The organism is Rhizobium sp. SRDI943 (genome assembly GCF_057653695.1).
The window spans coordinates 2,969,730-2,984,003 of record NZ_CM172787.1 but is presented as its reverse complement, the minus strand read 5'-3'; the positions used below and the strand labels follow the sequence as shown (position 1 = coordinate 2,984,003).

12 protein-coding genes are annotated in these 14,274 nt (G+C 61.1%); all 12 read left to right on the top strand.

Translation table 11 applies throughout. The features are described 5' to 3' along the window. Window positions 1–256: 256 nt before the first annotated feature. The 12 genes from dnaG (at window position 257) to AC245Y_RS15360 (ending at window position 14,174) form a co-directional block, all read left to right on the top strand. Complete coding sequence (gene dnaG, locus AC245Y_RS15415) at window positions 257–2,266, top strand: DNA primase (RefSeq protein WP_012758384.1); 2,010 nt, start codon at window positions 257–259, stop codon at window positions 2,264–2,266. Beyond that, the gene (gene recQ, locus AC245Y_RS15410) at window positions 2,266–4,134 is read left to right on the top strand and encodes a DNA helicase RecQ (RefSeq protein WP_012758383.1); all 1,869 of its coding nucleotides are present in this window, start codon (window positions 2,266–2,268) and stop codon (window positions 4,132–4,134) included. The genes dnaG and recQ overlap by 1 nt, the downstream gene beginning before the upstream one ends. 71 nt (window positions 4,135–4,205) lie before the next feature. After that, window positions 4,206–4,934, top strand: coding sequence for a class I SAM-dependent methyltransferase (locus tag AC245Y_RS15405; RefSeq protein WP_017994775.1), 729 nt, complete (start codon window positions 4,206–4,208; stop codon window positions 4,932–4,934). A gap of 165 nt (window positions 4,935–5,099) precedes the next feature. After that, entirely contained in the window at window positions 5,100–6,287 is a 1,188-nt protein-coding gene (locus AC245Y_RS15400) for a glycine C-acetyltransferase (RefSeq protein ID WP_017994774.1), read from the top strand. Between the two features lie 110 nt (window positions 6,288–6,397). After that, window positions 6,398–7,435 (top strand): L-threonine 3-dehydrogenase, encoded by a 1,038-nt coding sequence (gene tdh, locus AC245Y_RS15395; protein ID WP_012758380.1) that lies wholly within the window; start codon window positions 6,398–6,400, stop codon window positions 7,433–7,435. A 9-nt stretch (window positions 7,436–7,444) separates the two neighbouring features. Beyond that, the gene (locus AC245Y_RS15390; protein ID WP_003561203.1) at window positions 7,445–7,792 is read left to right on the top strand and encodes a GFA family protein; all 348 of its coding nucleotides are present in this window, start codon (window positions 7,445–7,447) and stop codon (window positions 7,790–7,792) included. Window positions 7,793–8,259: 467 nt separating this feature from the next. Beyond that, window positions 8,260–10,317, top strand: coding sequence for an RNA polymerase sigma factor RpoD (rpoD, locus tag AC245Y_RS15385; RefSeq protein WP_003561200.1), 2,058 nt, complete (start codon window positions 8,260–8,262; stop codon window positions 10,315–10,317). A gap of 322 nt (window positions 10,318–10,639) precedes the next feature. Continuing rightward, window positions 10,640–10,933 carry a GYD domain-containing protein gene (locus AC245Y_RS15380; RefSeq protein ID WP_012758379.1) on the top strand — a complete coding sequence of 98 codons (294 nt, stop codon included), beginning with the start codon at window positions 10,640–10,642 and terminating at the stop codon, window positions 10,931–10,933. A 175-nt stretch (window positions 10,934–11,108) separates the two neighbouring features. Continuing rightward, entirely contained in the window at window positions 11,109–11,846 is a 738-nt protein-coding gene (locus AC245Y_RS15375) for a DUF930 domain-containing protein (protein ID WP_017994772.1), read from the top strand. Between the two features lie 35 nt (window positions 11,847–11,881). Continuing rightward, window positions 11,882–13,006: a DUF930 domain-containing protein gene (locus tag AC245Y_RS15370; RefSeq protein WP_017994771.1), complete on the top strand. Its 1,125-nt coding sequence runs from the start codon at window positions 11,882–11,884 to the stop codon at window positions 13,004–13,006. Between the two features lie 106 nt (window positions 13,007–13,112). After that, window positions 13,113–13,274, top strand: a complete 162-nt coding sequence (locus tag AC245Y_RS15365; protein ID WP_012758376.1) for a hypothetical protein — start codon at window positions 13,113–13,115, stop codon at window positions 13,272–13,274. A gap of 102 nt (window positions 13,275–13,376) precedes the next feature. Next, entirely contained in the window at window positions 13,377–14,174 is a 798-nt protein-coding gene (locus tag AC245Y_RS15360; RefSeq protein WP_017994770.1) for an APH(3') family aminoglycoside O-phosphotransferase, read from the top strand. Window positions 14,175–14,274 lie beyond the last annotated feature (100 nt).

Genomic DNA, 14,274 nt, shown 5'->3' with positions numbered 1-14,274 from the left:
TCTTTTGTTTCCAAAAGATTTTCTCTCAACTCTGTTAGAGGTCGCCGCTCCTGCTCAAGCTTTTCTGACGGCAGAATTCCGGCTCCGAAGGGACAATAATGTCGCACCCTGTCGCAGGGGGCGATAACGCGTTGTTGATTGGATAACCGGAGGCGGCAATGATGGCCGCATAGCCTGTGAATAGCGGGTTTTCATGACAAGTTTCATGGCGTGGAGCGGCAAAGCAGCTTATATGAAGGCTGATCAAGAGGTATAAATGCGCTTTTCCAACACCTTTCTCGATGATATTCGCGACCGCGTTCCGATTTCGAACGTGATTGCGCGTCGCGTCAGCTGGGACAAGCGCAAGACAAACGTGTCGCGCGGCGATTACTGGGCCTGCTGCCCGTTCCACGGCGAGAAATCGCCGAGCTTCCATTGCGAGGACCGAAAGGGCCGCTATCACTGCTTCGGCTGCGGCGTCACCGGCGACCATTTCCGCTTTCTCACCGAGCTGGAGGGCCTGAGTTTCCCCGAGGCGGTGCAGCAGATCGCCGATATGGCCGGCGTGCCGATGCCACTGGCCGATCCTGTGATGGAGAAGCGCGAGAAAGAGCGCGGCTCGCTGATCGACGTCATGGAAATGGCGACGCAATTTTTCCAGGATCAGCTGCAGACGTCGAATGGGGCGAGGGCGCGCGCCTATCTGCGCGACCGCGGATTGACGGGGCGCACCATCGAGACCTTCCGTCTCGGCTATGCACCCGACAGCCGCAATGCGCTCAAGGAATTCCTCGCCGGCAAGGGTGTCTCCAAGGATCAGATCGAGGCCTGCGGTCTGGTTGTCCATGAAAACGTGCCGGTTTCCTACGATCGTTTCCGCGACCGCATCATGTTCCCGATCCTGTCGTCGCGGGAAAAGGTGATCGCTTTCGGCGGCCGCGCCATGTCGGCTGACGCGCCGGCGAAATATCTGAACTCCAACGAGACGGAGCTCTTCCACAAGGGCAATGTCCTTTACAATTTCGCCCGTGCGCGGCGCGCGATCCAGGGACCGGGCCGCGGCGACCCTCAGGACGATAATGCGACCGGCACCATTATTGCCGTCGAAGGCTATATGGACGTGATCGCGCTGCATCAGGCGGGCATCGAGAATGCCGTCGCGCCGCTCGGCACGGCGCTCACCGAAAACCAGCTCGAGTTGCTGTGGAAGATGGTGCCGCAGCCGATGCTCTGCTTCGACGGCGACGGCGCCGGCATCCGCGCGGCCAATCGCGCCGCCGAACTGGCGCTGCCGCATCTGAAGCCCGGGCGTTCTGTTCGCTTCGCGCTTCTGCCCGACGGCAAGGATCCCGACGATCTCGTGCGCGATGACGGGCGCGCGCCTTTCGACAAGGTAATGAGCCAGGCAAAGCCGCTCTCCGAGATGCTGTGGAGCCGGGAGGTCAACACCGGCAAGTTCGACACGCCGGAGGCGCGCGCCGAGCTCGAGGCGCGGCTGAAGCAACTGGTCGCCGTCATCGCAGACGAGAATGTGCGTCGCCACTACCAGCAGGATATTCGCGATCGGCTGAACGCCTTCTTCCAGCCGCAGTTCCAGAACCGCAACAATGGCGATCGCCGCGGCGGCTTCAACGGCAATGGCAATTACCGGACGGGCCGCGACAATGCGGGCAAGGCAGGGCCGAAAAGCCCCAGCGTCATTTCAGAAAGGCTCGCCCGCTCAGGCCCCGTGCGCGGCCACCAGAACAATACGGCGCTGCGCGAATGCGTGCTGGCGCTGACCGTCGTCAATCACCCTTCGCTGATGATCGACGATTATGACGAAATAGCCGCGATTGAATATGACAGCCGCGAGCTGCAGCGGCTCTGGTCGGCGATGCTGGGAGCAGCCGCGGCCGTCGCCGGCCCGCATCTGACGCGCGAATATCTGACCGAAAGACTGGAATTCGAAGGCTTCGGCCCGCTCATCAAGAGCCTCGACCAACAGGTGCGCAATGCCCGGCTGTGGATCGCGACCGAGGAGGCGGCGATGGAAGATGCGCGTGAGGGATACCGCCAGGCGCTGGCCTCCCACAAGCGAGCGAAGGCGCTACGCCGGCAGAAGATCGAGCTCGAGCGCGAGATCGCGCTGGCAACCGAAGCCGGCGACGGCGAGGCGATCGTTCAACTGATGCGCGCGCAGCAGGAAGTGCATTTTGAAGGGGTGCGCCTTGAGAACCAGGAGGCCATCATCGATGGCTTCGGCGTGCTTTCCGGCCGCGTCAAAGGAGCGGCGAACCACTGATGTCGCTGACCGAACGAAACGAACCGGGCTTTTCGGCTTCCGGCGCGCTGTTTTCTTCCGGCCGCTCGCCGCTCGATATCCTCAAGCAAGTCTACGGCTATTCCTCCTTCCGCGGCAAGCAGCAGCAGGTGGTCGAGCATATGGTCTCCGGCGGCGATGCGGTCGTGCTCTTTCCCACGGGCGCCGGCAAATCCCTGTGTTTCCAGATCCCGGCACTCTGCCGCGACGGCGTCGGCATCGTCGTTTCGCCGCTGATTGCGCTGATGCGCGATCAGGTGGAGGCGATGAAGCAGCTCGGCATCCGCGCCGCAGCACTTAATTCCTCGCTGTCGCGCGAGGAGTTCGTCGAGGTTCGCCGCGCGCTTTCGGCAGGCCAGCTCGACCTTCTCTACGTGACGCCCGAGCGCATTTTGACCGATGGTTTCCGCGAGCTGATCGCCAACGAGAAGATCGCGCTGTTTGCCATCGACGAGGCCCATTGCGTCTCGCAATGGGGCCATGATTTCCGACCGGAATATCGCGAACTCGGCCGGCTCGGCGAGCAATATCCCGGTGTGCCCAGGGTGGCGCTGACGGCGACGGCCGATCCGCATACGCGTGACGACATGATCGAGCGGCTGGGTTTGGATACAGCCCGGATCTTCACCACCAGCTTTGACCGACCGAATATTGCCTACGAGATCGTCGAGCGTGACCAGCCGCGCCAACAGCTGTTGCGGTTCCTGTCCGGCCACAAGGGCGACAGTGGCATCGTCTATTGCCTGTCGCGCGCCAAGGTCGAGGATACCGCCGAATGGCTGAACGGGCAGGGCATCCGCGCGCGCGCCTATCATGCCGGCATGGACAGGGCGGTTCGTGACGCCAATCAGGATGCCTTCCTGAAAGAAGAGAACCTTTGCCTGGTCGCCACCGTCGCCTTCGGCATGGGCATCGACAAACCGAACGTGCGTTATGTCGCCCATCTCGACCTGCCGGGTTCGGTGGAAGCCTATTATCAGGAGACAGGCCGCGCCGGACGCGACGGCCTGCCGTCTGAGGTCTGGATGGCCTATGGCATGGCCGACGTCATCCAGCGCGGCCGGATGATCGACGAGGGCAGTGCCGCCGCCGAGATCAAGCGGGTCGAGCGCGCCAAGCTCAACGCATTGCTGGCGATCTGCGAGACCGCCTCCTGCCGCCGCCAGGCAATCCTTGCCCATTTCGGCGAGGCGCATGCCGGACAATGCGGCAATTGCGACACCTGCCTGAAGCCGGTCGAGACCTGGGAGGGCACGGAGGCGGCGATCAAGGCGCTGGCGGCGGTCTACCGCACCGGCGAGCGTTTCGGCGCTGGCCATGTCGTCGATGTCCTCCTCGGCAACGTCAACGAAAAGACCGAACGTTTCGGCCATGCCGAAATGCCGGTCTTTGGCGCCGGCAAGGATATTCCAGCGCGCGTCTGGCAGTCGGTCTTCCGCCAGTTGCTCGCCATGGGATTGATCCGCGTCGACCACGAGGCCTTCGGGGCGCTGAAGCTCGAGCCGGAGGCGCGCTCCGTCTTCAAGCACGAGCGGCAGGTGTTCTTCCGCAAGGACCGGCCGGCCTCGGAACGGCGCACGAAGAAGGCGGAGCGCAGCGAGCGCAAATCGGGATTATCGGGCGCCGACGGCAGTCTCTTCGAGGCGCTCAGGGCCGAGCGCATGGCGATTGCGAAATCGCTCGGCGTGCCGCCCTATGTCGTCTTTCCCGATACGACGCTGATCGCCTTTGCCACGGAGAAGCCACGCAGCCGCAAGGAATTGCTCGCCATATCAGGCGTCGGGCAGGCGAAGCTCGAACGCTACGGCGATGCCTTTTTGGAGATCATCCTGGCGCAGGACAACGGCTGAGCGGACTGGTCTGATCCTTGAGATCGGGCGAGGGGGCATGGTGGATGCTTGCCTCTAAAGGAGGAGCGCCGATGGCCCAGAATATCTACGACCGACCGGAATTCTTCGCCGGATATAGCGGCATGAGACGATCCGTTCACGGGCTCGACGGAGCATCCGAATGGCCGGCGGTGCGCGCCTTGCTGCCCGATCTTTCCGGCAAGCGTGTTGTCGATCTCGGCTGCGGCTTCGGCTGGTTTTCGCGTTTTGCCGTGAGCCAGGGTGCTGCAAGCGTGCTGGCGCTCGACATCTCGGAAAAGATGATCGCCAGAGCGAGGGCAGATATGACTGAAGCAGCGATCACCTACGAGATCGCCGATCTCGAGCATCTCAGGCTTGCTCAAGCCTCCTTCGATTTCGCCTATAGCTCGCTGGCGCTGCATTATATCGAGGATTTCGCCGGTCTCGCCGCGACCGTCTATCGCGCGCTTTTGCCGGGATCGCAATTCGTCTTCACCATCGAACATCCGATCTTCATGGCGCCGACCAATCCCGCCTGGGCAACCGATGCCGAGGGGCGGCGTATCTGGCCGCTCGACCGCTATTCCGTCGAAGGTCCGCGCACCACCGACTGGCTCGCCAAGGGTGGCGTCAAACAGCATCGCAAGCTCGGCACGACGCTCAACACCTTGATCGCGGCCGGTTTTGCCATTCGCCATGTCGAGGAGTGGAGCCCGAACGAAGATGAGCTCCAAGACAATCCAGACTGGGCGGAGGAGATGGACCGGCCGATGTTCCTGCTGATCTCGGTCCAGCGCTGAGAAGACAAGCCGGCGGCAATATGCTAACCCGGCGGTAGCGCATCGGCCCGAAAATCGGAATCGATTTTTGGAAAGCACGATGCGCAGATTAAAAGTGTAACAGCGTCCTTTGCGCGTCTGATAAGACGCGCGGCGCTGTAGGGAAATCTCTGGGAAAGGCCGTCCATGACCTCGCAATTTCTCTCCCATCTCAGCAACGAGATTTCGGCGCTGAAGGATGCCGGTCTCTACAAATCCGAGCGCGTCATCAGCTCCAAGCAGGCGGGCGAGATCGCGATTTCCACCGGCGAGCGGGTGCTGAATTTCTGCGCCAACAACTATCTCGGCCTTGCCGACAACGAGGAACTGGCCGAGGCCGGCAAGCAGGCGCTCGACCGATACGGCTATGGCATGGCCTCGGTGCGTTTCATCTGCGGCACGCAGGAAGAGCATAAGCAGCTCGAGACGCGCATCTCCTCCTTCCTCGGCATGGAAGACACGATCCTCTATTCATCCTGCTTCGACGCCAATGGCGGCCTGTTCGAGACGCTGCTGTCGGAAGAGGACGCGATCATCTCCGACGCGCTGAACCACGCCTCGATCATCGACGGCGTCAGGCTTTCGAAGGCCAAGCGCTTCCGCTACGCCAACAACGATATGGCAGCGCTCGAAGAAGAGCTGAAGAAGGCCGAAGGCAGCCGCTTCAAGTTGGTCGCCACCGACGGTGTCTTCTCGATGGACGGGATCATCGCCAATCTCGGCGGCGTCTGCGATCTTGCCGAGAAATACGGCGCGATGGTCATGGTCGATGACAGCCATGCTGTCGGCTTCGTCGGCAAGAACGGCCGTGGGTCGCCGGAATATTGCGGCGTCGAGGGCCGGATCGACATCATCACCGGCACGCTCGGCAAAGCGCTCGGCGGCGCCTCGGGCGGTTATACTTCGGCGAAGGCCGAGGTTGTGGAGTGGCTGCGGCAGCGCTCGCGGCCCTATCTGTTCTCGAATACGCTGGCGCCCGTTATCGCCGCCGCCTCGCTCAAGGTGTTCGACCTCATCGAAGACGGCGATACCCTGCGCAAGCGGCTTTCGGACAATGCCGATCTCTTCCGCAGCGAAATGACCAAGCTCGGCTTCACGCTCGCCGGCGAAGGCCATCCGATCATCCCCGTCATGCTTGGCGATGCCAAACTCGCCCAGGATATGGCAAGCCTGATGCTGAAGAAGGGGATCTATGTGATCGGCTTTTCCTTCCCCGTCGTGCCGAGAGGCCAGGCCCGCATCCGCACGCAGATGTCGGCGGCGCATTCGCGAGTGGATGTGGAGCGGGCGATCGCGGCCTTTGCCGAGGCAGGGCGGGAACTGGGTGTGATCTGAGTTTGACGGCGTGCCGTGTCGCCCCCTCATCCGCCCTACGGGCACCTTCTCCCCGCTGGGGAGAAGAGGGGATAGCAAAGTCGGGCGCCAAGTAAGGGTGGATATTGTCGATGTCGAACATGATGAAGGCGCTGGTCAAAGCAAAACCCGAGGTCGGGCTTTGGATGGAGAATGTGCCGATGCCCGAGGTCGGGCCGAACGACGTGCTTATCCGGGTGAAGAAATCGGCGATCTGCGGCACTGACGTCCATATCTGGAACTGGGACCAGTGGGCGCAGAAGACCATTCCGGTGCCGATGGTGGTTGGCCATGAATTCTCCGGCGAGATCGCCGAGATCGGTTCGGCGGTCACCCGCTATCATATCGGCGAGCGGGTCTCCGGCGAGGGGCATATCGTCTGCGGCAAGTGCCGCAACTGCCGGGCGGGCAGGGGGCATCTCTGCCGCAACACGCTCGGTGTCGGCGTCAACCGCCCGGGTTCGTTCGGTGAGTTCGTCTGCATTCCGGAAAGCAATGTCGTGCCGATCCCGGATGATATTTCCGACGAGATCGCCGCGATCTTCGATCCGTTCGGCAATGCCGTGCACACCGCGCTTTCCTTCGATCTCGTCGGTGAGGACGTGCTCGTCACCGGCGCCGGGCCGATCGGCATCATGGGCGCGCTCGTCGCCAAACGATCCGGCGCCCGCAAGGTCGTCATCACCGATATCAATCCGCACCGGCTGGAGCTGGCGCGCAAGCTCGGCATCGACCACGTCGTCGACGCATCGAAGGAAAACCTCGCCGACGTGATGAAGGCGATCGGCATGACGGAGGGTTTCGACGTCGGGCTCGAAATGTCGGGGGCCGCACCTGCCTTCCGCGACATGATCGACAAGATGAACAATGGCGGCAAGATCGCCATCCTCGGCATCGCGCCGGCGGGCTTCGAAATCGACTGGAACAAGGTGATCTTCAAGATGCTCAATCTCAAGGGCATCTACGGCCGCGAGATGTTCGAGACCTGGTACAAGATGATCGCCTTCGTCCAAGGCGGCCTCGATCTCGCGCCCATCATCACCCACCGGATCGGCATCGACGATTTCCGCGACGGCTTCGAGGCGATGCGGTCGGGCAATTCCGGCAAGGTTGTGATGGACTGGATGTGAGGAGACGACATGCTCTATGAAGGAAGCTGCCATTGCGGCAACGTGGCTTTCGAGGTCGAAGGCGAATTCACCGAGGCGCTCGACTGCAATTGTTCGCTTTGCCGCAGGCGCGGCGGACTTCTCGCCTTCGTGCCGCGCGAGAAGCTGGTGCTGAAAACGCCGGAGGACAATGTCTCGACCTATACTTTCAACCGGCATGTCATCCGGCATCACTTCTGCGCCAATTGCGGCATCGCACCGTTCGGCGAGGCTGTGGGTCCGAACGGCGCGGCAATGGCTTCTATCAATCTGCGCTGCATTCCCGCGGTCGATATCGGCGCGCTGACGGTGAAGGCGTATGACGGCGCGGCGCGTTAGCCGATATCCGTCAGGCAATGGCGAACAGATCCTCGGCGCAACTGCGAAAGTGGTGGAAACGACTGGTGCGGCGGGCAAAATATTTGCTGCCCTTGTCTTTTGTTCGCCGCATCTTAAATAAGGGTTCGCAATCGCTGCCGCGGTTCAAAGCCTGTGGATAAGGCTTTTTCCGTATTTTTGTGGGCTTTTTTTCCGGAAAAGCTTGACGAGAACAAAAAATGTGGGAATCACCGTTCGACTTGTTGAATGGTGAACTGGGTCAAGGCGGATCGCGCAACCATGGCCGGAAATCCAAGAGCAAGAAAGCTTTGCTGTCCGGTGCCGGTAATCGTGGTTAATCAGGCTTTAAATGTCATCCCGTTAGGTGGGCAAAGGTGATTCGAGGGCGGCGCGTGCGGCGCGTCAGGCCCTGAGACAGCCCGTTCACCGTAGCGAGATTGGATAGCGTCAGGAAGGCGACGATATAAATGGCAACCAAGGTCAAAGAGAACGAAGACGCGGAAGTCGAACGCGACGGCGCAAGCGACGGCCCTCTTCTCGATCTTTCCGACGACGCGGTCAAGAAGATGATCAAAGCCGCCAAGAAGCGCGGCTATGTGACCATGGACGAGCTCAACGCAGTCCTGCCGTCCGAAGAAGTGACGTCCGAGCAGATCGAAGACACGATGTCGATGCTGTCCGACATGGGCATCAACGTCATCGAGGACGAGGAAGCCGAGGAAGCCGGTGCTTCCGGCAGCAGCGATGACGATGACGCCGGCAGCGACGAGGAGAGCGAAGGCGGCGAACTCGCGCCTTCGAGCGGCACGGCGCTGGCGGCCGCAAAGAAGAAAGAACCGACCGACCGTACCGACGATCCGGTTCGCATGTACCTGCGCGAGATGGGCTCGGTCGAGCTTCTGTCCCGCGAGGGCGAAATCGCGATTGCCAAGCGTATCGAGGCCGGCCGCGAGACGATGATCGCGGGTCTCTGTGAGAGCCCGCTGACCTTCCAGGCGCTGATCATCTGGCGCGACGAACTCAACGAAGGCACGACGCTGCTGCGCGAGATCATCGATCTCGAAACGACCTATTCCGGCCCTGAAGCCAAGGCTGCGCCGCAGTTCCAGAGCCCGGAGAAGATCGAAGCCGATCGCAAGCTAGCAGAAGAGAAGGAAAAGACCCGCCGCGCCCGCTCCGGCGACGACGACATCACCGATGTCGGCGGCGAAGGCCTGCCTGCCGAGGAGGAGGAAGAGGACGAGGACGAATCCAACCTTTCGCTGGCGGCAATGGAAGCCGAGCTTCGCCCGCAGGTGATGGAGACGCTGGATACGATCGCCGAGACCTACAAGAAGCTGCGCAAGCTGCAGGACCAGCAGGTCGAGCAGCGCCTGTCGGCTTCCGGCACGCTGTCCACCGCCCAGGAGCGCCGTTACAAGGAACTCAAAGATGAGCTGATCAAGGCCGTTAAATCTCTGTCCTTGAACCAGAACCGCATCGACGCCCTGGTCGAGCAGCTCTACGACATCAACAAGCGCCTCGTTTCCAACGAGGGCCGCCTGCTGCGTCTGGCCGAATCCTACGGCGTCAAGCGCGACTCTTTCCTGGAGCAGTATCAGGGCGCCGAACTTGATCCGAACTGGATGAAGTCGATCGGCAATCTGGCCGCCCGCGGCTGGAAGGAATTCGCCAGGGGCGAAAACACGACGATCCGCGACATCCGCCAGGAAATCCAGAATCTGGCGACCGAGACTGGTATCTCGATCTCGGAATTCCGCCGCATCGTGCATATGGTGCAGAAGGGCGAGCGCGAAGCGCGCATCGCCAAGAAGGAAATGGTCGAAGCGAACCTTCGCCTGGTCATCTCCATCGCCAAGAAGTATACGAACCGCGGCCTGCAGTTCCTCGACCTCATTCAGGAAGGCAATATCGGCCTGATGAAAGCGGTCGACAAGTTCGAATACCGCCGCGGCTACAAGTTCTCGACCTATGCGACATGGTGGATCCGTCAGGCGATCACCCGTTCGATCGCCGACCAGGCTCGCACGATCCGCATTCCGGTGCACATGATCGAGACGATCAACAAGATCGTCCGGACATCGCGCCAGATGCTGCACGAGATCGGCCGCGAGCCGACGCCGGAAGAACTGGCCGAAAAGCTGGCCATGCCGCTCGAAAAGGTCCGCAAGGTCCTGAAGATCGCCAAGGAGCCGATCTCGCTCGAAACCCCTGTTGGTGACGAAGAGGATTCGCATCTCGGCGACTTCATCGAGGACAAGAACGCGCTGCTGCCGATCGATGCCGCCATCCAGGCGAACCTGCGCGAAACGACGACCCGTGTTCTCGCCTCGCTGACGCCGCGCGAAGAGCGTGTGCTGCGCATGCGCTTCGGCATCGGCATGAACACGGATCACACACTCGAAGAAGTCGGCCAGCAGTTCTCGGTCACCCGCGAACGTATCCGCCAGATCGAGGCGAAGGCGCTGCGCAAGCTGAAGCATCCGAGCCGCTCCAGAAAGCTGAGAAGCTTCCTCGACAGCTAAGGCTTCGGCCACGTCGTTCTGATTGGAAAAGCCGGGCTTCGCGCCCGGCTTTTGCTTTTCGTGATTAATACCAATGATCCCCGGTGTCTTTCTTGTCCCTCTATGGTGACAAGCCTATAATCCGGCCACGGGGGAAGGCATCGATCGCAACGCGCGACCGAGGGTCGCCGTGTGACTGCGTGAACTAATCCTCCGCTAGATCCGGGTGATTTCAGGCCTGACGGGCCTAAAATCTGAATCCGGATCCACATCAAAGAAATAGAGCATGACGTCGTCCGAAAACCGCTGACACTTTTCGGCATCATGCTCTGGGAGGTGCGACATGACCACTTACATTCTTTTGATCAATTGGACGGATCAGGGCATCCGCAATGTGCGCGACTCGGCAAAACGGCTCGATGCGGCGAAGAAATTGCTCGCCAGCGTCGGCGGCTCCTTCAACCAGTTCTTTCTGACGATGGGCGGGCACGACATGGTCGCCGTCTGCGAGGCGCCAGATGACGCCGTCATGGCGCATTTTACCCTTTCGCTGGCGATGGGCGGCAATGTCCGCACGGAGACGCTGAAGGCATTCCCGGAGGCCGCCTACCGGGATCTCATCGGCTCGCTCGGGTAGCCGGAAACGGCGATTGTCGATCTTGAAGGTTGCGGAGCATTGGCTGCGCTGGCAGTGTCGCGGCGTGCTTCAATTTCCGCGGCAGGCTGCGGCCCGACTTTTCGGCAAGCTCATGATGAAAGCGCTCCTCAGTTTCATGATCGTCATCGATCGTCCGACCGCCGCTTGCTGACCGATGGAACTGGCGGCGGGCAAATGGGATGACGGGATCCAGCGGGGCGCTGCGGCGTCGTTCGCGCTGCATGCCATCGCGATCCTGCTCCTTCTGCTGCTGTTGCCGAAGGCCGAGCCGCCGTTGCCGTTGCCGGATGACGGTCTCTCGGTGGAGATCGTCCCGCAGGCCGCGGAATCGCTGAAAATGCCCGAGCCCGCCAAGACGCCTTCGCCGGAACAGGCAAAGCCTGAGGCGGCAAAACCCGAAGCCGAGCCGGCGGCGCCGGTTGCAAATAATCTGCCTGCTGCGGCAATGCCTTCAGTGGCACCGATCACTTTGCCGGTGCCAAAGCCGATGGAATTCGTCGAGGCAAGACAGCTGTTTTCCGACAAGGTCCTTGCCGATCCGCGCAGCCGCCGCGCCCGCGAGGCGCTGCGTGGTCTTGCCGGCAGTGAGCGCAATCTGCAGCTCTGTGACCTCGAGGCGCTGGAGCAGGTGCGCCGGGCGCAGCCGGCCATGGCGCCCGATACGCTTGCGCCCTATGCGATGGCGGCGGAGAAGGTCAGTGGCAATAGCGTCGAGGTGAAGGGCGGCGCCTTCCGCAGCAAACGCAAGTGGTACAACATCCAGTTCAAATGTGAGCTTGATGCCGGCTCCGGCAAGGTCGTGTCCTTCGCCTTTCTCGTCGGTGACGCCATTCCGCAAGATGAATGGCAGGAGCACAATCTGGTGGCCGACGATGGAGCGGCCGACCAATAACCCTCATCGCTGCTCGATCACGCGGTTTTTTTCTTTTGTGGCTTGATGCTGCCGGCTTTAGAGGCCACATCGCTGCTGTGACAGAAGAAGACGTAGAGCCGGCGGAAGCGCAGCACGAAACGGGAAAGCAGCGGCCTGAAATCCGCTGGGGCGTCGTCGCGTCCGTTGTTGCGCACATTCCTATCATTGCTCTTCTCATCTTCGGGCTGCCGAAGATCGAGCCGAAACCTGTCGAAGACGAGACTGTGAAGGTGGAACTCGTCCCGCCGCCGGAGGAGAAGAAGCCGGAGCCCAAGGAAAAGCCACCGGAGCCGAAGCCGCCGGAAGAGGCGAAGAAGGAACCGCCTCCACCGCCACCTCCGCCGCCACCACCTCCGCCGCCACCACCTCCGCCGCCTCCGCCTCCGCCGGCCAGTAAGACTCCCGAGCAAGCTAAGCCGAGGCCTATGCCGACTCTGAGCCCTGTCATCGAGTTTGGCGACAGGAATAGCGGCCCCGAAAAGTCGCTGGCGGGAAATTCTCCTCAGGGCGAAACCAAACCCGCAACAACTCCGCCGCAGCACGATGCCGAACCGGCGCAGATGCCGACAAAGACTGCTGCAGAAAAACCAAAAACTGAGGAGCCTCCGTCAAAACCGGTGCCGGACGACGTGATGCTTCCTGAGGTCGCGACGACTGACGTTTCCCCAGAGCGAAATGGGCCACCGACAGACGTCTCTGGCGAAGCCAATACAAGCATCGAGGAGGCCAAGCGGCCGGAGCAGCAGACGGCTGAGAAACCGAAAGTGATAGCTAAGGACGATCTGCCCAAGGCAAAAACTCTGTTTTCACGGACGGAAGATGGCAGTTTGTTTGCGCAAACTGCGGTCAGTGGTCTTCCGCGCAAAGAGCGAGTGGCCACGCTTTGCACCACCGAGCTTCAGGGCCAACTCGTTCACGGTTCGCCGCCTTATTTGCCGTCCGCATTGCCTAGTTTTGGATTGCGAACCGGTACCATCCTTGATGTAAGAGATGCCGCCTTTGGCACAGTTAAGGGCTGGTACCAGGTTCGTTTCCGCTGCGAGGTGGATGAGGAAGCGACGAAAGTCGTGTCGTTTGCCCACGAAGTTGGTGGATTGATCCCCCGCAGTCAGTATGCGAAATATGAAATTCGTGACTAGTCCTCGTGATCCTGGATTGCGTCTCACCGGCAACAGCCACGCGCAAGCAACCCTGCCTAGCTTCCTCCCATGGCCGTGATGATCCGGTGAAGAAGAGGACAATGATATGTCGAACGAAATCGAGCGTTTCTTTGAGCGTCAGGACGAAGCCGTCAGCGCGCTGTTCCTGGAAAACAAAGGCGACGAGCTGACCGATATTCTGGTGGCTGCTCTGGAAGAGGCTTTCGAAATTCTTCTCGAAGCCGCGCCCGCCGAAACCGTTCATTGAGGTCGGAGAAGGCGTCGAGCACCGATATGCGCTGACTGATCGTGCCGCTTGCGCTGTCCCACCCTGTCGGGATAATGCGGCTGCATCAATGGCCTAGATATCATGTCGATTTTCCAAGAGGATCAACCGCCGTCGGCGGGCGCGCTTGATGCCCGTCTGGCCGGCTACCGGTTCGAACGCGATGCGCTCGGCCGTTCCGCCGCGAGCGTCTTCCGGCTGGAAGCTCTCGGATTGCCGACGCTTTACTTGAAGGTCGAACAAGCCGGCCCTTTTGGCGAACTCGCTGACGAAGCAGGCAGGCTTCGCTGGCTCAAGGCTTCCGGTCTGCCTTGTCCCGATATCATTGCAGAGGACAGCGACGGTGTGCACAACCGGCTGCTGATCAGCGCGCTACCCGGGAGTGATCTCACCAGCGCATCAGCGCTGACGCCGCCTGCGCGGGTCGAGCTGCTGGCTATAGCCCTTCTTGACCTGCATCGCTTGCCGATCGCATCCTGCCCGTTCGATCATCGGCTGGAGAGGCGTATCGCGGCGGCAAAAGCGCGGATGCAGGCCGGCATCGTCGACGAGACCGATTTCGATGAGACGTGGGTTGGAAAGAGTGCTGAGGCACTGTTTGCCGAACTGGAAAGTGGGAGGCCTGGCCGCGAGGATCTCGTCGTCACCCATGGTGATGCCTGCTTGCCGAATTTCATCGCGTCGGAAGAGGGATTTTCGGGTTATATCGACTGCAGCCGTCTCGGCGTCGCCGACCGCTATCAGGATATCGCGCTCGCCTGCCGCAGCATCGCCCACAATTTCGGCGAGGCGCTGGTGCAGCCCTTCCTTGATCGCTACGGCATGCCGGCCACGGATCCGGCGAGACTCGATTATTATCAGCTGCTCGACGAATTCTTCTAAAGCGCGTCGCGATCTTTCAGATTCGCTCCTCGCGCTTTAGGTCTTTATTTTTACGCATGTCGTTGTCGCAAAACCGCTGCACACTTTTGCGCGACCTGCT